We start from the raw sequence: 20,159 nt of genomic DNA, 5'->3' as shown, positions 1-20,159 counted from the left end.
GCTTTGCATTATTATCAATTCCATCGCTTGTAGAGACCCACGGCCTGACGCCGGGGAGAGGGAAGAGGCAATACCGCCCTTCTCCTCACAACTCCGCTTGCGCGAGTAATGGCAGCCTCGTCAAGGTCAGGAGACGGTTTTCCCTGTACACTGCGCACCCATCGCCCGCTTTCAACATGAACCAGAGCTGATGGGACCCTGATGTACCCGGATATTCGTCCCTGACGGAGCCCGATCACCTTTTCAGGTGCTGGCTGAGACCGGTCAGGTGTGCGCTTGCTCTTCACAAGCTGCCGCCCAAAGGCGTGGAGTTCCTGACGCCATTGGTTTTGTGCGCTGATCGTTGACAATCGCAATCCGTCGCCTGAAACGTTCTGGGATGCCTCGTGATAAGCTATTATGAAATATCTATTGTGCGTTTCAATAGATATCCCGTGCCATAATAAAAAGAAACCTACCGCCTGTCAAGGTCTACAGTCGGTCCTTTCCCCGAGCCTCTCAGGCTTTTTCGACGCTTGTCAAGACCCTAAGTGTATCAATTTTTTGGGCCGGGGTGTTTGCTTGTCGGATCGATCACTTTTATAATACGAGAAAGCTGTAATAGAAATAACATCTTTTTCCCGTGAAAGTGTCCTTATTTGTACGAATGAAAGAACCATGAGGAAGACAACCCCTGGTGATGCCCGTCCCTTTGTCTCCCTCGTGCTGCGACACGAAAGATACTATCTGGAGGCAATCTTTTGAGAATACTTGATAGGATTGATAGTCCCGCACAATTACGTGAACTCAGTGTTCCACAGATGGAGCAATTGGCGAAAGAGATTCGTCAGGAAATTATTGAAAAGGTTTCTGTGAGGGGTGGACATCTGGCTCCGAATCTGGGCGTCGTTGAACTCACTATGGCTCTGCACTATGTGTTCAATACACCTGAGGACCAGCTTGTCTGGGATATCGGGCATCAGGCGTATGTGCATAAGTTGCTGACCGGGCGGCGTGATCGTTTCCACACTATTCGGCAGTTTGGCGGGCTTTCCGGCTATCTGCGCCGCGATGAGAGCCCCTACGATGTATTTGGCGCCAGCCATGCGAGTACCTCCATTTCCGCGGCGCTCGGGATTGCTGCCGCTCGTGACTTGCAGGGCAAAGATTTCAAGGTTGTGGCGATTATCGGCGATGGAGCACTGACCGGTGGTATGGCCCTGGAAGCACTGAATAATGCTGGTAGCTTGAAAAAGAATCTCCTGATTGTCCTCAACGATAACGACAAATCTATTTCCGACAATGTTGGCGCACTTCATCACTACCTCGGGCAGTTGCGCCGCCTGCGCACTTCTCCAAGCTATCAACGCTTGCGCAATGTCGCGAAAGAGTCTATTGAGCTGCTGCCGGTTATCGGTGATAAGGCGCGTGAGGCCGCTGGCAGGGCTGAGAACAGCCTGAAACAAATTGTGTTGCCGAGTAAGAGTGGCGCGGTTTTTGAAGAGCTCGGGATCAAGTTCTTTGGCCCATTCGATGGGCATGATATTCCTTTAATGATCGATGTATTTGAGAATGTGAAACATATTGAGGGGCCGGTTATGGTTCAGGTGGTGACGCGTAAGGGAAAGGGCTGGCACATCGCCGAGAACGATTCGACGAAATGGCATGGTCCCGGCGCCTACGATTACAAGACTGGCGAGATTAAAAAGAATCCGAACGATCCGCCCACCTATACTGAGGTCTTTGCCAATACTCTGGTCGCGATTGCAGGTCAACAGCAGAATGTTGTGGGGATTACGGCCGCAATGGCAGAGGGAACCGGCTTGAAGAAGATGCGCGAATACTATCCGCAGCGCTACTTTGACGTTGGTATTGCCGAGCAACACGCTGTGACCTTTGCCGGTGGTATGGCCTGTGAGGGGCTCACACCGGTGGTAGCCATTTACTCGACCTTTATGCAGCGTGCCTTCGATCAGGTCATGCATGATATCTGTGTCCAGAACCTGCATGTTGTTTTCGCGATGGACCGTGCGGGCATTGTCGGTGAGGATGGACAGACACAGCATGGCGTCTTCGATATCGGCTTTATGCGCATGCTGCCGAATATGAAGGTCATGGCTCCAAAGGATGAAGAGGAGCTGCGCCATATGCTCTATACAGCGATCCAGATGGATGGGCCGGTCTGTTTGCGTTATCCCCGCGGGAAGGCGCTTGGTGTGCCCCTGACCGACGATCTCAAGATGCTGGAAGTGGGCAAAGCTGAGCTGTTGAGCCCAGCCACGTTGGATGAGGCAGAACAGCGCTCCTGTGCGATCCTTGCCTATGGCTCAATGGTGCAACAGGCCGAGATTGCCGCCCGGGAGCTGGCTGAAGAGGGCATACAGGTCGCGGTTGTTAATGCGCGCTGGGCGAAACCGCTGGATCAGGATATGATTCTCCGCCTTGCGCGTGGCACGCGGCATCTGGTCACGATCGAAGATCACGTGCTGGCGGGTGGCTTTGGCAGCGCCGTCCTTGAATTGTTGGAGCAGCAGGGCATGCTGCACGAAGTAGAGACGCGCTGTATTGCGCTGCCCGATACCTATGTTGAGCACGGTGCACCAACAATCCTGAAAGAACTGTATGGCCTCTCTTCTGCCCACCTGAAAGAAGTCATCCGCGAGCTGCTAAAAGTGCAGCCTTGTGATCCGGTCTCCACCGACTGAAGATGTCAGGAGATCACAGGGAAGCCATAGCCCGACTCAGGTTCGGCATGGCTTCCTGTGTGCCCGGAGAGGCGTTACAGTTGAAGACCCTGACTGGTAAAGTAGATGGCTTCGGTTCGGTTGCGAGCATGCAACTTCTCGAAAATATTTTGCACGTGTTTATGTACCGTTGATTCTGCGATGCAGAGTTCTCCGGCAATCTCACGGTTTTTCCGTCCTTTACGCATCAGGTCAAGAATCTCCTGTTCTCTGCCGGTCAATGGGCGTGCAGATGGTGTTGGCGCGCTTGTCAGCGAGGTGGCATCATTCTCGTTATCCACGCTGGTACGTGCGGAGCGGCGAGTGCGATAGGCGGTTGCACTGGCAGCGAGGCGCGAGGGATAAAAGGGCTCATGCATGCGGCGTAGCTGTGCCAGTACCTGTGAAGCCAGAGGACCGGGAATACAGAGCTCATTGCGGGCCGCGCACTGAATGGCGTGAAGCAGTCCCTCGGAGTCGATATCTTTGGTAATGTAGCCCATTGCGCCTTTCTGCAAGGCGCGGAAAACGTATTGATCCTCATGGACGGCGGTAAAGATCACCACACGCGAATGTGGCGATTTATCCAGAACCAGGCTGGTCGCCTCAAAGCCGTCACAATCGGGCATATCCATATCCATCAGGACAACATCGGGCTTGAGTTCCTCTGCCTTTTCTGCTGCTTCCTGGCCGGTAGAAGCCTCCGCGACGACGCTAAAACCTCCTTCTTTCTCAAGAACTTCGCGCACGGCGCGACGCATTAACGAGTGGTCATCTGCAATGATAATGTTTACCATAGTGAGTTCAAACCCTTTCTACTTCGACTACCCCTGAATTTGTGGATGTGAGAAATGCGTAATACACAGTACACTATACGCACCTCTTCAAGAAACAAACGGTGTTTTAGAAAAGTACGATTGTGACGCCTGTACCGGGATCAGGTGAAGCTTTTGCAACGAAAGCCTCCGCCTGAACGGTATCAGAAAAGGAGCAGGAGTCGGGATCGGACTTGGAGCTCGCCGGATACAATGCCATGAAGTATTGACGGTAAACTCATAAGCTACCAAGCGTATCCGGGAAATACGTGTCCTCCCCCGCACGATCTTCCTCCACCCACTACACCTTTTTCCGTTCAACTTTCAGTATACCTTACTTTGTCCTTTTTGGGGAGTACATAGAACCAATGAGGCTAGTCCCCTTTTCTACTGTCTTCTTTGACGTCTGGTAGTAGTTTTTTTCTTGCGTATGCAAACCCTCTGTGCTATACTTCACAATCGGCGGGAAAACTTTTTTTCCGCTTCAGTTTATCAGTACAAAAAACATAATCAAGTACACACGCTCTCCAAGCCGTCACCCCCTGGGGTCCGTTTATACCGCGCTATGTGGAAGCAGGCATACCTGGGGCCTTGATATTTGACATCTGGAGAGCGGAGGAACAAGGGAGGTCCGTTTTTGGCTAACATCATTTCGATGAAACAGCTCCTTGAGGCCGGTGTCCATTTTGGTCACCAGACCCGCCGTTGGAACCCGAAGATGCAGCAGTTCATTTTCATGGACCGCAACGGGATCCATATCATTGACTTGCAGCAGACCGTCGGCCGCCTGAACGAGGCGTACAAGTTCGTTGAGCAGCTTGTTGCTGATGGTGGCACTATCCTGTTCGTCGGCACCAAGAAGCAGGCACAGGAAGCTGTTGCGGAAGAGGCCAAGCGCTGTGGCATGTACTACGTTAATCATCGCTGGCTCGGCGGTATGCTGACCAACTTCCAGACCATTCAGGCTCGTATCCGCTATCTGCGCGACCTTGAGCGCCGCCGCGATAACGGCGAGTTTGAGCGCCTGCCCAAGAAGGAAGCCCTGAAGTTGCAGGAAGATATCGAGCGCCTTGAGCGTGTGCTTGGCGGCATTAAAGATATGAAGTCGCTCCCCAGCGCCCTCTTTATTATTGATACGCGTAAAGAGCGCACCGCTGTGCTGGAAGCACGCCGCCTTGAGATCCCCATCATTGCGCTTGCTGACACCAACTGTGATCCCGACGAGATGGATTATCCAATCCCGGCAAACGATGACGCGATTCGCGCCGTGCGCCTGCTCTGCTCGAAGATTGCGGATGCCGCCGTTGAGGGCCGTCGCCAGCGTGAAGCGATGATGAAGGACGAGACCGAGGGCGCGGAGATCGCTGAGGCACCAGCCGCCAGCGAGGAGAAGCCCGAGGTGAAGGCTGAAGAAGCGCCAGCCGCCACGGCTGAAGCCAGCGAAGAGAAGAAGAGCGATTCCACACAGCCTGAGTTGGTGACGAAGGAATAGCATTTTTTCACAGAAACCGTCAAGCGGGGGGTCAGGGGCTGATGCCTCCTGCCGCCCGTTTTTTCCTGTATAAAAAGATTTCTTTCTGCTTGCAGATCGGCTCCATGCGGCCTGGAAAAGACTAGCCATTTCAGGTGAGACGGATGCCTGTCTACCCCACAAAAAAGGGTCGCTTTGGGCGTCAAAAGCCGAATCCGATTTTGTCAAGCACTCAGAGCCCAAAAACAATGAACAGCAGGCATTGCGACTGAAGCGCAGCCTGAGTATGATACATCAAGATTTCGAGGAGTGAAAACAATGAACTACACGGCAGCGGATGTGAAGAAGTTGCGTGAAGAGACCGGTGCAACCTTTGCCGATTGTAAGACCGCTTTGACCGAGTCGAAGAGCTGGGAAGAGGCTGTCAAGTATCTTGAGGCCCGCAGCAGCCGCAAGGCAGAGAAAGTGACCGGAGCTGGCCGCGAGACCAGCGAGGGTGGCGTTTTCGCATATGTCCATCACAACAATAGCGTCGGCGTTCTGCTGGAACTCAATTGTAGCACCGACTTCGTTGCACGCAGCGAGACCTTCCGCAATCTGGCAAATGAGCTGACTCTGCAAATCGCAGGTGTAGCGCCCAAATATATCACAGTGGATGATGTCCCCGCGGAGGTGATCGAGGCGAAGAAGCAGGAGATCCTGCAAGATCCCTCGATGGAGCGCGTCCCCGAGGCAAAGCGCGAGACTGTTGTCACCGGTAAGCTGAATAAGGCGCTCGCGACCGAGGTACTGATGCTTCAGCCCTGGGTCAAGGATGAGGCCGTGACCATTGGCGATCTGGTGCGCAAGGCTATCGCTGACACTGGCGAAAATATCGTGGTGCGCCGCTTCAGCCGCTTCAAACTGGGCGAGTAAGGCGAGGACTCTTTATGGCATCCGATCTCAAGTATCAGCGTATACTCCTGAAGTTGAGCGGTGAGGCGCTTGGCCCGAAGGGTTTCGGTATTGATGCCGAAACCGTTCGCCGCATCGCGAGTGAAGTCAAGCGCATTCACAGCCTGGGAGTAGAAATAGCGATAGTTGTCGGTGGCGGTAACATGTGGCGTGGCGCTGACGCTGCTGCTACCGGAATTGATCGAGCCACCGCCGACTATGTCGGGATGCTGGCGACGGTGATGAACTCGCTGGTGATGCAGGACGCGATGGAGAAGCTTGACATGGTCACCAGAGTTCAGACCGCTATCGAAATGCCTCCCGTTGCTGAGCCGTTTATTCGCCGTCGGGCGGTGCGGCATCTCGAACGGGGCCGAGTGGTGATCCTGGCGGCAGGAAGTGGAAATCCTTTCTTTACGACGGATACTGCCGCTGCCCTGCGAGCTGTGGAACTCAATGCGCAGGTATTGCTGAAAGCTACCAAAGTAGATGGCGTCTATGATGATGATCCCATGCGCAATAGGAGCGCTCGTAAGTTCGATGAGCTTTCCTATATGCAGGCGCTCACTATGGGGTTGAAGGTCATGGATAGTACCGCGCTTTCTCTCTGTAAAGATAATCGTCTTCCGATTATTGTCTTCAATTTGCACCAGCCCGGTGCGCTTGAAGCCATTATTCGTGGCGAAAAGTGTGGTACACTCGTCACTAGTGATGTAGAGGAACCCGTGTAGACGGGTCATGCTCCTGTGGCGCTTGTCTACTCCGGGGTGAAAAACAGCATCCATTGAAAAAGGGGTAATACTTTATGACTGCTGACTTATTTGAGGATGCGGAAAGACGCATGAAGAAAGCCATTGAGGCTCTCAAGCATGATCTTGGTTCAATCCGCACTGGCCGTGCAAGTTCAGCCCTCGTTGAACGCATTACCGTTGATTACTATGGCACCCCGACGCCTGTCAATCAGGTCGCAACTATCACTGTCCCTGAGGCGCGCCTGCTGGTGATTCAGCCCTGGGATAAGAAGATGATCCCTGATATTGAAAAGGCTATTCAGAAGTCGGACCTGGGGATTAACCCGACGAATGATGGTCAGGTGATTCGCCTGAACATTCCTCCTATGAGTGAGGAACGCCGCAAAGAGATGGTCAAGACGCTGCATAAGAAGCTCGATGAGCATAAAGTGGCGATTCGCAATGTTCGGCGGGATGTCCAGGAAAAGCTTCGTGATCGAGAGAAGAAAAAGGAAGTTTCCGAGGACGAGCTGAAACGTAGCACGGACAAGCTACAGAAGCTCACCGACCGCTACATCGCTGAGATGGATAAGGTCGGGAAGACGAAGGAACAGGAGATATTGGAGGTCTAACTTTGACCAGGATGTACAATCTCTTGTCCTCAAATAAGAGGAAAGAGAAGGTTTCGACGCAGCCACAGTCTGTCGCCCCTGAGCACGCTCATCCTTGCCGCCATATCGCGATTATTATGGATGGTAATGGTCGGTGGGCAACTCAGCGGCATCTACCACGTCTGGCCGGACATAAGGCGGGCGTGAGTGCTCTACGCCGTGTGCTCGCATGCGCGGCTGATCTGAATGTTGAGATGCTCAGTGTCTATGCCTTCTCAACGGAGAACTGGGAGCGTCCCCGCGCTGAGGTGGATGGTTTGATGCGCCTCCTCTGGGAGACGATTCGCTCTGATGTTGAGAAGTTGCATCGCGAAGGTGTGCGCTTGCGCCATCTTGGTCGTCTGTATGATCTTTCTCCTGAGTTACAAAAAGCGGTACGCGATTCTGAGGAACTTACCAAAGACAATACGCGTATCTGCCTGAATGTGTGCTTTAACTATGGAGGTCGGGCTGAACTGGTCGATGCTGTGCGCCAGATTATCGCCAAAGGCTATCAGCCCGATGCCATCACTGAAGAGCTGATTGCTTCTCATCTCTATACAAGCAATCTGCCAGACCCTGATCTATTAATCCGTACTGCCGGAGAGATGCGGGTCAGTAACTTCTTGCTCTGGCAATGCGCCTATAGCGAGTATTATTCAACACCCACCCTCTGGCCGGATTTTAGCGAAGAGGATCTGCGGAAAGCGATCGAGAGCTACTATCAGCGTAAGCGCAAGTTCGGGCGTGTTCCTTCTGCCTCTCAGTAGATAGAGAACAGAGAGTACAATTGTTGTAGGGCGGTGCCATGTGCCGTCCTACTTCCGTATGTGCGTTCTCTTTTTGGATCTGTCTTTGTCAGTTTAAGGGAAAGGGCCTTTGTTTGCGCAGGGCTAGTAGAAATAAGGATTCGGGTAGCGCTGAGATGCCTACTTCCCCGGAGAACAACAAAAAAAAGGCAGCTCTTGGTCAGCGGTTGCTGACCGCATTTGTTCTTATGCCTGTTGTGTTGCTCTGCGGCTGGTTTGGAGGGTGGGCTGTCTTTGCTGCGTCCGCTCTCGTGGTTCTGGTTGGCTCTTTTGAGCTCTACAATATGCTTCATCATGCTGGCTATCGCCCCTTGATCTGGGTGAGTCTGGCCCTGGGCCTCCTCTTCCTTCTTGCGGCTATGTTTCCCTCGCACCGTTTATTTCTTCTCGAACTCGGTCTGGGTGGGGTGCTGGTGCTCTCTTTTCTCTGGCTCTTCTTCCGTGAACGGTTAGAAGGGGCTATGGTTGATTGGGCGCTGACACTGGCTATCGCTCTCTATCTTGGTTGGCCTTCGAGCTATTTTATTTTGCTGCGAGGAAATGAGATCCCTCAGGTGCATCTGGGGAATGGCCTTCAGCTCTCGCTTCCCTCTGGCATCTGGTGGACGCTGGCGCTGTTACTTGGCGTCTGGGGTTTTGATTCTGCTGCTTTCTTTGCGGGTCGCCTCTTTGGAAGACATAAGATGGCTCCCCGGATCAGTCCGGCAAAGACCTGGGAAGGGGTTGCCGGTGGCCTGATCTTCTCAGTGCTGGCCGCGCTCCTGTGTACCGTTGGCCCGCTTGGGCTTCCCTGGTATCTGGCGGTCCTGCTCGGGCTGCTGATCGGCGTGGCGGCAACAGTGGGTGATCTGGCTGAGTCCTTGATCAAGCGTCAAACGCATGTCAAAGATAGTGGGCAGATTATGCCCGGTCATGGGGGGCTCCTGGATCGGACGGACAGCTTGCTGTTTGCGGTGATCGTGGTATACCTGTTTGCTTCGGTTGTCAGACTCTAGCGCTGTACCTGTGACAGGATGCCGGAAAGAGAGCGCTCGTGAAGAGCAGCCGTCCTTTGTGGCTGCAGAGGGTTCAATTTATACACTATAATCTGAGTGAGAGAGTCTCGTTAGTTGCTGCGCTTTTGAGGGCAAGCCGGAAGAAAATTTGTGTGTAAAGATCGCAGGTTGATTTTATGGTTCAATTTCCAAAACGTATTGCTTTACTGGGTAGTACAGGTTCAATTGGTCGGCAGACGCTTGATATTGTGCGCAGTTTCCCTGATCTCTTTGAGGTCGTCGCTCTGGCAGCCCGCAGTAATGTGCAGTTGCTTGCCGAGCAGGTACAGGAGTTTCGCCCTTCGCTGGTTGCTTGCCTGGCCGATACGCCCGAGGTAGAACGGCAGGCACGTGAGCTCTTGCCAGGCGTCGTTCTGGGTGAGCAGGGGTTGCTGGCGGTAGCAACGCTGGCAGAGGCCGATGTGCTGGTCACGGCAACCTCTGGCCTGATGGGGCTGCGCCCGACGCTGGCGGCTATTAATGCTGGCAAGTCGATCGCGCTGGCGAATAAAGAAACGCTGGTGATGGCCGGTCATATTGTGATGGAGGCCGCGCGGCAGAACAATGTCTCCATTGTCCCTGTTGATAGTGAGCATAGCGCGCTCTGGCAGTGTCTGCATGGTGAACGGACCGAGGACATTCGGAAATTGATTCTGACTGCCTCTGGCGGTCCATTCCGCACGGCCTCACTTGAGGAGATTCAGGCGGTGACGGTCGAGCAGGCGCTTGCACACCCGACCTGGCGGATGGGACAGAAGATCACCATTGATAGCGCAACGCTGATGAATAAAGCTCTGGAAGTAATTGAAGCTCACTGGCTCTTTGATATACCATATGAACAGATCGAGGTGGTGATTCAGCCCGAAAGCATTGTTCATTCGATGGTCGAGTTTCAGGATGGCTCGATCAAGATGCAGGCCAGTTTACCTACGATGCATCTCCCCATTCTCCATGCGCTCTCGTATCCGCTGCGACCGAATACCGCCGACAAAGGCTTGATCCGCGAGCTGAGTTGGCCGCAGGTGGCCCAACTTCATTTTGAGGAACTGGCACTTGAACGTTTCCCGTGCTTCCGCCTCGCTGTCGAGGCCGGGCGCCGTGGTGGTTCCTATCCCGCAGCCCTGGTCGGCGCGGATGAAGAGGCTGTCGCGCTCTTTCTGGAGGGCCGGATAGATTTTCCGGGGATCGCACGTGTAATTGAGCAGGTGTTGGAGCGGCATGATCCTATCGCACAGCCCGATGTGGCAACTACCCTTGAGGTCTGTGATTGGGCTCGAAAGACGGCTCTCGATCTCTGCACTCAAAAGCTTGTGTAAGCAAGCAGGCGGCGGTGAACAGGAGCTCTTTGAGGGAGCATTGCAAGACACGATTGAAGAAGGATTTGTGAATGAATTGGTACTTGCTAGCTGCGATTCCGGTTTTATGCGTTCTGGTGCTGGTTCATGAACTGGGGCATTTTCTCGCTGCCAGGTGGGCGGGCATCCGCGTCGAAGAATTTGGACTGGGCTTTCCTCCCCGGTTGATCGGGTTCCGCCGCAATGCCCGGGGACGCTGGAAAATCGTCTGGTTCGGAGCTTTGCGCTATGCAGAATCGGAGGAAACTTCTCCTCTTGCATCGGGGGAGCAATCGGCGGCTGCTCACCATCATACGCTCTACTCTTTAAATTTGCTGCCTATCGGTGGATTTGTACGTATGCTCGGTGAAGATGGCTCGATGTACGATGAGCAGGGAAATTACGATGCCAATAGTTTTGCGGCAAAACCGGCTTTTAAGCGTATTGTGGTGCTTGTGGCGGGCGTGTTGATGAATGTCCTGCTCGCGCTGGTACTCTTTACCATTGCCTATGGACAGGGTGAGCCTCTACCCACGACGCAATCTCCCGCAGTGATCGGCCAGGTGGCGGCGGGTTCTCCTGCGGAGGCAGCGGGAGTGCATCCTGAAGACAAGGTGTTGAGCGTCAATGGGCAGAAGATCACGACCTATGCAGAGCTGAAGGATATCGTGGATAAAGCCGCCGCGGCAGCAAAGGGGAAAGAGACGCTTCCTGTTCAACTTCAGATTGAGCGTCCGGGCTCACCTCAGCCGATATCTATCACGATTCAGGCGCGGGTGAATCCACCAGAGAACCAGGGGCGGCTTGGTGTTGTGGCAAAAACGGCCTATGCAACGGTGCCCCTCTGGGAAGCGCCGATAAAAGGATTTGTGGCGACATTCAATACGACCGGCCTCTTTATCTCCACGCTTGGCAAGATGGTGATTGGCGCGATTAAGCCCGATTTGATGGGCCCTGTCGGGATCGTACATTTTACCGGACAGGTGGCCGAAACGGTGCCCGTGGTCGGCTGGTGGTATATCCTGAATCTTACTGCTATGTTAAGCTTGAATCTGGCTATCGTGAACATCTTGCCTTTCCCGGCTCTGGATGGCGGTCGTGTGCTGCTGGTCCTGATCGAGATTGTGCGAGGTGGTAAACGTCTGAAGCCAGAACGCGAAATGTTGATTAATCTTATTGGAATGGCAATTTTACTGGCTCTTATGGCTGTGGTTACCGTCAGTGATATCCTCCGCTTGAGCCATTAAATGGAGTTATAACAATCATGCGAAGAAAGACCCGTCAAATTCGTATCGGTAATGTTCTGGTTGGTGGCGATGCTCCTGTTGCGGTGCAGTCGATGACAACGACGTATACTCGTGATGTCAAGTCAACGGTGGAGCAGATTCATCGCCTGCAAGACGTCGGCTGCGAAATTGTGCGTGTCGCCGTTCCTGAGATGGAAGATGCCGTTGTCCTGGGCGAGATCAAGAAGCAGATCCGCATTCCTCTGGTTGCCGATATTCACTATAACCCTGAGCTGGCAATGGAAGCCATTCGCCAGGGCGTTGATAAGGTTCGCATTAACCCGGGCAACCTGCTTGAGGGACGCACCTCTTTTGAACGAATCGTGCGTGCGGCGAAGGAGCGCGATATTGCTATGCGTATCGGTGTGAACTCCGGTTCTATTGATGCGCTGGACAAACAGGCACAGATGCAGCGTATTCAGGTTCGTCTCCGCGCCGATGGCACGCTTGAAAAGACTGATCCTGCCGAGGCCCGTCGCATTGAGCGTGAGCGTCTCGCCGAGCGAATGGTCAACAAGGCACTTGAATATATTGGCTGGTGCGAGGAACTGGACTTCCATAATGTGATCGTTTCGCTGAAGTCCTCCACGGTGTTGACCGCTGTCGAGGCGTATCGGCGTTTTGCGGAGCGCTCTGACTATCCGTTGCATCTTGGTATTACCGAGGCGGGAACTCTGGTGACAGGCGCGGTGAAGTCTGCGGTCGGTATGACGATGCTGCTTGCTGATGGGATTGGTGATACATTGCGCGTTAGCCTGAGCGCCGAGCCCGAGGAAGAGATCCCGGTTGCCTATGAGATCTTGAAGGCGCTGGAGCTGCGGAACCGTGGCGTTACTTTTGTGTCGTGCCCGTCCTGTGGCCGTGTTGAGATTGATGTGATCGGTGTGGCAAATGAGGTTGAAAAGCGCCTCTCGAAGGTTTCGACTCCGATTCATGTCGCGGTTATGGGCTGCGTGGTGAACGGCCCGGGTGAGTCGCGTGATGCAGATGTGGGTCTGGCGGGCGGAAAAGGAAAGGGTGTCATTTTCCGCAAGGGGAAGGTCGTTCGCACAGTGCCCGAGGATCAGTTCCTTGACGCAGTGCTTAAAGAGGTGGCATCTCTGCTGCCCGAGCACGAGGCCAGGCTGGTCTATCCAGAGGGTGGCATTCAGGATATTACGTATACCCACCGCACGCGCGATGAGGGAATGAACCTCCCGCTTGCTGCCAGAAACTGAAGCAAACGAAAAAAGAGCCTCTCGGATTACAAGAGAGGCTCACTTTTTTGCCTGTTTGATGATAGCCTTATCAAGATCGACCAGCGGAAGCTTCGTGCGAGCGACAATAAAGCCATTGAGTTGATCCTGCCAGCGGTGATAGTCGTCAAGGCTCATCTTTGGGTCTAAGTCTGGCGCCCAGAAGTGGCTGAAGGTCTTTTGCCAGCGTACGACTGTCTCCTTGCTTGCCAGTTCATAATACAGCCTTTTCTTCCGCGAGAACGAGAGAGCCGGAGAACGATAGACAGAGAACAGCCGGGCCTCGTTCCAGCGCAGTTCGTTGGTTTTTGCTTGAAAATGGACCCTGATTCCCTGCTCGCTAACCTCAATATCCTGGACGACCTGCTTGCGCTTTATGAGCCACGTGGTGATGCTCAGAAAGATTCCCAGAAACAGCACACTGAAAGCGGCCCCTATGAGCGGTTTTTTGGGGTAAAGAATAAACGAGAGCGGCAACCAGAGGACAAGGGCTGTAATAAGCATTGAGACGAGTGTTGCTCGGAAGCTGGTTCGCTGCACAATCGTCTCTGGTTGAGGGAGTTCCTGAACCGCAATTGGTTGCTCTTCTGCCGCGAACTGTTCTTGCTGCTCAAATGCTCGTGCGCGCGCCCTGCGGAGGCGCTGATAGTAGTGTCGGGCTCTGGGGATAACAATGAGCAGGAGAAGTGAGCACAGCAGCAAGAATGCTCCTATCAGAATCAAGGTCAGAGAGAAGGTTTCAGATGGCCTGGTAAAGCTGAACTGGTATATGCCTGTTGCCAGGAAAAAGAGGCCCATTATGCCCAGAAACACGAATGACCAGAGTGCCTTTGAGAGGCTTGAGAAGGTGACTTCCTGAGGATCATTGATGCCGATCAGCGGGGAAGGATCCCGGAGCGGCTGTTTATCATTGAAATCGAGCAGTGGTAGCTGTGTTCGCGCTTTTACAATGCCCGTGACCAGGCGAAACAGTTTATGCGCTTCTTGTTGCCCCTGATTGCTCTCGATTCTCATAAGTGGCAGGTTGTTTGCAACATTGTTCCAACGCACAACGGTCTGGTCATCTGTCAGCTCATACGTCTGAAAGATCGGGTTGCGGCCCTGGGTATTGATGGCGTCGTAGCGAGCAAAGAGGCGTGCATCTTCCCAACGGATATGCTGTGTTTCTCCCAGGTAATGGGTAGTGACTCCCTCTTCTGTGACCTCGATGCTCTGAAAGTAGATCCGTCCATAGATCAGCGGAAAGAGAATGATAAGGAGAGCACATGGGAGCAGTATGCTGGATAGGACTATAAGGATACTTTCCAATTTAAGCGTGTTCAATGACAGAAGGACAACGAATATAGTGACTACTGCAAGCAGAATCAATGCACCATACAGAAGCAGTTTGAAGTTCGTCTTGACGCGGATGGTCAGGGGAAGTTGTGCTGATTCAATAGGCCACGGCTGACTGGCAGCAATAAAGGATTGCGCGTCATGTAGCGCGAGGGCCCGCCGTTGTGCGATGCGCTTCCAGAAGCGTTCCTTGCTGATTTGCATGACACAACTGCTGATGCTTCCTGCCAGCAGGAGCAGACCCAGCAGTGCAAAAGTAACACTACGGGTTTGAAATGTAACCATGATAGAGATGGTCAGTGCGATGTAGCACAGAGCAAAAAACAAGTAAAAAATGGGGAAGATACGCTCGCGGCTGAGACGCTTTATCGCCGGATCTTGAATAGATGTATTTTCTGGTCGGGTCATTGTTCCCATTGCATCTCACCTCTGCTGTATAGACATATCACAGGTAAAAGAGGAAAATTTTTCTCAATTCTGAAGTACCTATCTGTAATGAAATACGGGCGGCAAAAGGGAAGAGTTCTACTGTGAAGATTAGAAATAGGTGAGAGCTGTAAAAGAAGGAAGAATGCTCGCAGCCAAAAAAGAAAAAACCTGACATTGAAACTGTCAGGCCTGGGTGGGCGGTACAGAACTCGAATCTGTGACCTCCACGATGTCAACGTGGCGCTCTAACCAACTGAGCTAACCGCCCGGGTATAGCTTGTTCGGGACAGTTCATCACTGTCTGGTGGGCGATACAGAACTCGAATCTGTGACCTCCACGATGTCAACGTGGCGCTCTAACCAACTGAGCTAATCGCCCTCGGTGGGTATTATGATAGCATGGGTAGATTCGGTTGTCAATAGATTTTGTACAGGTTTCTCCGGGACGAATGCCGCAACTTCCTCCTACTGATTTGGGAATATCGGGAGAGAATGCTATAATTGAAAAATGTACTATTTGTTGCGTTCGCATTTTTACAATGGTTGCGCAAATGACATTGTTAGTAACGGAATTCTGAACTGAAGTCTGTCTGGCGCTCATTCTCAATTCGGCTAAGGAAGGCTGGTTTTATGCTGCTCGTCGTAGCTTGTAAACTGGTAGCATGGTGTAGAAAAGCAACTGTAGGACATCGAATATCGGCGCTTCATATTTCCGGGGTAGTGTTGTTGCTGCTTGCCTCGCTGTTACCGGTCCTGCCTGTGCAGGCTTCGCCGATACGTATTGACTCTCATACCATGAAGACGGGAGATGAGAATTGCAGCCGTGTCGGGTTTTCTCCGAGCGGGAACCCATTTCCTATTTGCCCCGGTCCCTATCCTGTCGGTGGAAATTGTGTCTGGTGGGCCTGGGAGCAGTGGCATTTACTCGGTTACGATCTCCCGCGAAACTGGGGAAATGCGGCTGATTGGGTGGTCGATGCGCAGCGGAGCGGACTGCCAATGGGGACGACGCCTCGTGTTGGCGCTATTGCCGTTTTTCCGCGTGCCGATGGTGTATGGGCGTATGGTCTCCCCGGGCATGTAGCCTTTGTGACGAACGTCTATCCCGATGGGCAGACCTTCGATGTCACCTATCAAAATTATGGTGATCCAACGCCTATGTATGTCGGAAGGCGGTATAACGCTGCTTATATCAATCAACCACAGTATCAGAATGGCCGCCTGCGCTTTATTTATTTCCCGCGTGAGATCGACCTGACGCTTTTTGCGCATCTGCCCGGCATCAATGGCAATCCCGCCGAGTCGATTGCACAAGCCAATCAGCAATTGATGCAGGCACAGCAGGCAGACACATCAAAAAATATGCAGAACAAGGTCGCGCTTGGCCTTTCTCCTGCCTCGTCCGATCAGGAATATAATGCTGATTTTACCGGGACGGGGACCAGCGATCTCTTGTTGTATAATCGCAAACAGGGAACGCTCAAGGTCCTGCATCTTGCGAAAGAGAAGAAAGATAGGTTGAAGGTGGTGGAGCTGGGCGATTCAATCACGCCTGCTGGAAAATGGGGCCCGATGCTGGATGTGCATCTCGGAGACTTTGACGGTTCAGGGACAACCGATATTCTGCTGTATGAACGCAATACCGGAAAAATACATCTCCTGGCTCTTACGCGCGAGCTGAAAATCAAGCAGCATGCGGTGCTTAATGGTGAGGGCCCGGGCTGGGAAGTGTATGCCGGGAAATTCGACGGGAAACGGAGTGCCCTCTTCATGTATCATCGTCTGGCGAATCCTTCGGCGTATCAGCCCGGCCCGACGGAGACGCAGAAGCCGCAGCCCACGCCCTCAGTGACGCCAACCCAGACACCTACAGCTTCGCCAACGAAGATCCCTTCGCCGACGCCATCACCAACCAAACAGCCAACGGCTACGCCTTCGGTGACGCCAACCCAGACGCCAACTCCTTCGCCGACGCAGGCTCCTTCGCCAACACCAACGACGAAACCAGCTCCGTCACCGACTGTGAAACCATCTCCAACACCAACGGCGAAGCCATCACCTACGCCCTCGGTAAAGCCAACTGCTACCGTTACGCCGACACCAACGACGGTACCCGGCCTGAAGGAGACGCCATCGATCACTGTTCCGTTAGATCCAATGGTGCCTGCGATACCCACGCCGACGGTATCACCAACCCTATCGAGCATACAGGGTTCGCCTGTGGCTCTCTCTGCCCTCAATGCGACTTTGCCTCTACAGCCCACCAATGCAACGACCGAGGGTGAGCTGAGCGGAAGCAAGCTTCAGGAATGGGAGAAGCAGGGAAGACAACCAAACGTGATACTGCTCGACTTCGATAAGGATCTGAAGGTGCAGCACCGACAGGTGTATACGCTCTGGCATTCCAGTTGGGAGGTCTATACAGGACGCTTCTTGAGTCACGAGCAGGACGGCGTCTTCCTGTATGATCGTATTTCTGGCAAGGGGCGCATGATCGGCTTTAACGATCAACTGGGGTTACGCTATGCCAAGAACGTCAAGGATATCAAAGGCAACTGGATGGTTTACAGTGGCGACTTCCTCAATACCGGGCGTGCGCAATTGCTGCTCTATGATCCCGAGAACGGGCACGCGCGCATACTGGGCTTTAATCCCAAACTGACGCTTGAGAAAACAAAGACTTTTACTGACTGGGACTCGCATCTTGTGCTCTATGTTGGTCATTTCGGTACACCCGCTCTTGGCGTCATGCTCTATGATCCGCAGGAGGGGCGCAGCACCTTTATGACGTTCGATGCTTCGCTTCAGGTGAAGCAGATGTATGTCACGAAGAGCTGGGATGAACGCTATCAGATTTTGATCGGGGCGTTTGTTGATCGCTCGCACTGTACCAAACAAACCGAGAAAGAGTGCTTGCAGCAGGACGCGATTCTCGTGTTGAACCGGGAAACGGGCAAGATGCAGTACTATGTCTTCTCTTTTGGCCGCAAGGTCAAAGTGTTTGACAACCGCGTGCGAGCCTTTGAGCGGCATGGTATTGCCTCGGAGCAGTACATTGAAACGAAGGATACAACAACCTTTGACTTGATCTCAACCATCCAGACCTCGATCAAAGATGAGGAACTCTACTAGAGAACCGTAAGAGCTCTGGAAAGGCATCCTCCGACGGACATGCTGATCTGAAAGGGTACAGAAAGATCAGAAAGAGTCTCGCTCCGGAGGATGCCTCGTGATACAATAGCGTACATGCGAAATGTATTTTTGATCGGACTGTCAGGTAGTGGCAAGAGTACGATTGCTCGTCTCCTTGCGCAGCGGCTACAGCGTCCGCTATTCGACCTTGATCTGTTGATCGAGCAAAAGGCAGGTATGAGCATCCCCGCCATTTTTGCGCAACACGGCGAGCGCTATTTCCGCGAATGTGAGCGTGTTGTTCTGGCCGAGGCGGTGCAGCAGCAGGCAGGAGCAGTCATTGCGACCGGCGGTGGGATCGTGAGCGAGGCTGCCAACCGTGCCCTTATGAGCGAGCATGGAGTGAGGGTCTTCTTGCATGTTGAGCCGGAAGTAGCTTTGCAACGCTTGCTCGCTCAGCACAGGACCGCGATAGAGCGAGGAGAGCAACCAGAAACACGCCCCTTGCTTGAGGGTTCTGATCCACTGGCGCGGCTTCAAAACCTGCTCGCATTGCGCCATCAGTGGTATGCGGAGGCCGAACATACCTGCCACGTTCAGGGAAAGTCTGTTGAACAGATTACATCGGAGATTATAGCCATGCTCGTGAGTTCGGGTGCTCTGGAAGGGGCTGAGCCGCTTGTGCGTCATATACAGGCTGGCTCTGGATACGATGCTATTGTTGAATGGGGTGGCTTGGGTCGTTTACCACAGTATCTCAAGCAGGTACAATCATCATCTCGCGTCTTTCTGTTTACCGATAGCCATCTTGCGCCGCTCTATGCCGACACGCTGCTACAGAATCTTACTGGCGCGGGTTTCGAACCGCACCTCTATGTGGTTCCTGCCGGTGAAGAAAGCAAATCCATGGCACAGCTTGGCGCTATCTATGATTGGCTGGTCGAGCAGCGAGCTGAGCGGCGCGAAACGCTGATCGCTTTTGGGGGCGGCGTCATCGGGGATCTGATCGGCTTTGTGGCGGCGTCGTATTTGCGTGGCGTTCCTCTGGTGCAGGTGCCAACCTCGCTGCTTGCCCAGGTGGACTCGGCAATTGGCGGCAAAACAGGGATCAACCATCCCCGGGGCAAGAATCTGATTGGCGCGTTTTATCATCCGCGTCTGGTTCTCGCTGATCCCGCAGTGCTGCTTACGCTGCCTGTGCGCTCTCGAACGGAGGGATGGGCAGAAATCGTTAAATATGGTATGATTGTGGACGCCGAGTTATTTTCGCTGTTGGAGGCACACCAGGACTCGTTGCGGGAATTCTCGCCTCCGCCTGTTGCGTTGCTTTCACAGATTATTGCTCGTAGTATTGATCTCAAGGCGAGCGTGATCGAGAGCGATGAACGAGAGCAGGGGCTGCGTGCGATTCTGAATTATGGTCATACCATCGGGCATGCGCTGGAAAGCGTGGCCGGATATGGTGAGTGGCTGCATGGTGAGGCTGTCTCGCTTGGCATGGTCGCGGCTGCTGCCATTGCTTATGAGGCCGGGATGTTCTCTGCCGAAGAGATGGCGCGTCAAAACGCGCTGCTGGCTGCACTCGGGCTGCCGACCGAATATCGGGGAGATGTTCGGGCAGAAGATATTCTGGCAAAAATACAGCTTGACAAAAAGGTCGTGGGAAAGCGTGTGCGCTGGATTATGCCCCGCCGTATCGGAGAGGTAGAGATTACCGAGATGCCCGACGAACTGGTAACTCGTGTGGTGACAGCTTTCTTTGGGCAGAAGAAGGGATCGCAAGGCGAATGAAGTCTATTCTTGTGCTGAATGGACCAAACCTCAATACGCTGGGAAAGCGTGAGCCTGCCATTTATGGCTCGATGACTCTGGAACGGATACAGGAGTTGATCTGTGCGCGTGGTAGGGAGCTCTCGGTTTCAGTCCAATGTTTTCAGTCCAATCATGAGGGAGCCCTGATTGATTATATGCAGCAGCATGCTGAACAGGCGGATGGCATGATTATCAATCCAGGGGCTCTGACCCATTATTCCATTGCTCTCCGTGATGCGATTGCCGCGCTGCCATTTCCGACGATTGAGGTGCATATCAGCAATATCTATGCGCGCGAGCCGTTCAGACATCACTCCGTCATCGCGGCGGTCTGTCAGGGACATATTGCCGGGCTTGGCTGGCGTGGCTATGTCCTGGCTCTGGAAGCGCTGGTTGATCAGCTTCAATCCCGGGTTGAGCGGGCGGTATAATGAGGGCATATTGAAGAAAG

General features: G+C 53.4%; 16 protein-coding genes and 2 tRNA genes. 13 read left to right on the top strand and 5 right to left on the bottom strand.

Translation table 11 applies throughout. From position 1 onward, the window contains the following. Nucleotides 1-14: 14 nt before the first annotated feature. A complete protein-coding gene (locus KTH_RS16895) occupies nt 15-350 on the bottom strand; it encodes a hypothetical protein (RefSeq protein ID WP_497620119.1) in 336 nt (111 codons plus the stop codon). A gap of 390 nt (nt 351-740) precedes the next feature. On the opposite strand from KTH_RS16895, the gene dxs reads away from it, so the two are divergent. Then, nucleotides 741-2,684, top strand: coding sequence for a 1-deoxy-D-xylulose-5-phosphate synthase (gene dxs, locus KTH_RS16890; protein ID WP_246046303.1), 1,944 nt, complete (start codon nt 741-743; stop codon nt 2,682-2,684). Between the two features lie 74 nt (nt 2,685-2,758). Here the strand turns inward: dxs and KTH_RS16885 are convergent, their stop codons facing one another. Next, nucleotides 2,759-3,499 carry a response regulator gene (locus tag KTH_RS16885; protein WP_111318215.1) on the bottom strand — a complete coding sequence of 247 codons (741 nt, stop codon included), beginning with the start codon at nt 3,497-3,499 and terminating at the stop codon, nt 2,759-2,761. A gap of 673 nt (nt 3,500-4,172) precedes the next feature. Between KTH_RS16885 and rpsB the strand changes: the two genes are divergently transcribed. From rpsB to ispG, 9 genes are all read left to right on the top strand, one after another. After that, nucleotides 4,173-5,009 (top strand): 30S ribosomal protein S2, encoded by an 837-nt coding sequence (gene rpsB, locus KTH_RS16880; RefSeq protein ID WP_111318213.1) that lies wholly within the window; start codon nt 4,173-4,175, stop codon nt 5,007-5,009. Nucleotides 5,010-5,306: 297 nt separating this feature from the next. Beyond that, nucleotides 5,307-5,903: an elongation factor Ts gene (tsf, locus tag KTH_RS16875; protein WP_497620116.1), complete on the top strand. Its 597-nt coding sequence runs from the start codon at nt 5,307-5,309 to the stop codon at nt 5,901-5,903. A 14-nt stretch (nt 5,904-5,917) separates the two neighbouring features. Next, nucleotides 5,918-6,652: a UMP kinase gene (pyrH, locus tag KTH_RS16870; protein ID WP_111318209.1), complete on the top strand. Its 735-nt coding sequence runs from the start codon at nt 5,918-5,920 to the stop codon at nt 6,650-6,652. 74 nt (nt 6,653-6,726) lie between these two features. Further along, complete coding sequence (frr, locus tag KTH_RS16865; protein WP_111318207.1) at nt 6,727-7,284, top strand: ribosome recycling factor; 558 nt, start codon at nt 6,727-6,729, stop codon at nt 7,282-7,284. Nucleotides 7,285-7,295: 11 nt separating this feature from the next. Beyond that, entirely contained in the window at nt 7,296-8,072 is a 777-nt protein-coding gene (gene uppS, locus KTH_RS16860; RefSeq protein ID WP_170142364.1) for a polyprenyl diphosphate synthase, read from the top strand. A 155-nt stretch (nt 8,073-8,227) separates the two neighbouring features. Then, nucleotides 8,228-9,106, top strand: coding sequence for a phosphatidate cytidylyltransferase (locus KTH_RS16855; protein WP_170142282.1), 879 nt, complete (start codon nt 8,228-8,230; stop codon nt 9,104-9,106). A gap of 176 nt (nt 9,107-9,282) precedes the next feature. Continuing rightward, entirely contained in the window at nt 9,283-10,461 is a 1,179-nt protein-coding gene (locus KTH_RS16850) for a 1-deoxy-D-xylulose-5-phosphate reductoisomerase (RefSeq protein ID WP_497620113.1), read from the top strand. A gap of 71 nt (nt 10,462-10,532) precedes the next feature. Beyond that, nucleotides 10,533-11,726: a M50 family metallopeptidase gene (locus KTH_RS16845; RefSeq protein WP_497620111.1), complete on the top strand. Its 1,194-nt coding sequence runs from the start codon at nt 10,533-10,535 to the stop codon at nt 11,724-11,726. Nucleotides 11,727-11,743: 17 nt separating this feature from the next. Further along, entirely contained in the window at nt 11,744-12,982 is a 1,239-nt protein-coding gene (gene ispG / locus KTH_RS16840; RefSeq protein ID WP_497620109.1) for a flavodoxin-dependent (E)-4-hydroxy-3-methylbut-2-enyl-diphosphate synthase, read from the top strand. Between the two features lie 39 nt (nt 12,983-13,021). Here ispG and KTH_RS16835 read toward each other — a convergent pair whose 3' ends face one another. The 3 genes from KTH_RS16835 to KTH_RS16825 all read right to left on the bottom strand — a co-directional run bounded on the left by KTH_RS16835 (nt 13,022) and on the right by KTH_RS16825 (nt 15,143). Next, nucleotides 13,022-14,743, bottom strand: a complete 1,722-nt coding sequence (locus KTH_RS16835; RefSeq protein ID WP_497620108.1) for a hypothetical protein — start codon at nt 14,741-14,743, stop codon at nt 13,022-13,024. Between the two features lie 215 nt (nt 14,744-14,958). Then, a tRNA-Val gene (locus tag KTH_RS16830) sits at nt 14,959-15,032 on the bottom strand. A gap of 34 nt (nt 15,033-15,066) precedes the next feature. Further along, nucleotides 15,067-15,143 (bottom strand) — tRNA-Val (locus KTH_RS16825). A gap of 251 nt (nt 15,144-15,394) precedes the next feature. Between KTH_RS16825 and KTH_RS16820 the strand changes: the two genes are divergently transcribed. The 3 genes from KTH_RS16820 (at nt 15,395) to aroQ (ending at nt 20,139) form a co-directional block, all read left to right on the top strand. Next, nucleotides 15,395-17,896, top strand: a complete 2,502-nt coding sequence (locus KTH_RS16820) for a CHAP domain-containing protein (RefSeq protein ID WP_497620105.1) — start codon at nt 15,395-15,397, stop codon at nt 17,894-17,896. Nucleotides 17,897-18,010: 114 nt separating this feature from the next. Then, nucleotides 18,011-19,687, top strand: a complete 1,677-nt coding sequence (gene aroB / locus KTH_RS16815; protein ID WP_497620103.1) for a 3-dehydroquinate synthase — start codon at nt 18,011-18,013, stop codon at nt 19,685-19,687. Further along, nucleotides 19,684-20,139, top strand: a complete 456-nt coding sequence (gene aroQ / locus KTH_RS16810) for a type II 3-dehydroquinate dehydratase (RefSeq protein WP_111318183.1) — start codon at nt 19,684-19,686, stop codon at nt 20,137-20,139. The genes aroB and aroQ overlap by 4 nt, the downstream gene beginning before the upstream one ends. The last annotated feature ends 20 nt before the right edge of the window (nt 20,140-20,159 follow it).

The organism is Thermosporothrix sp. COM3, assembly GCF_059696735.1.
Note: the sequence above shows the minus strand (reverse complement) of the source record. Positions and strands in the feature narration are given on the sequence as shown.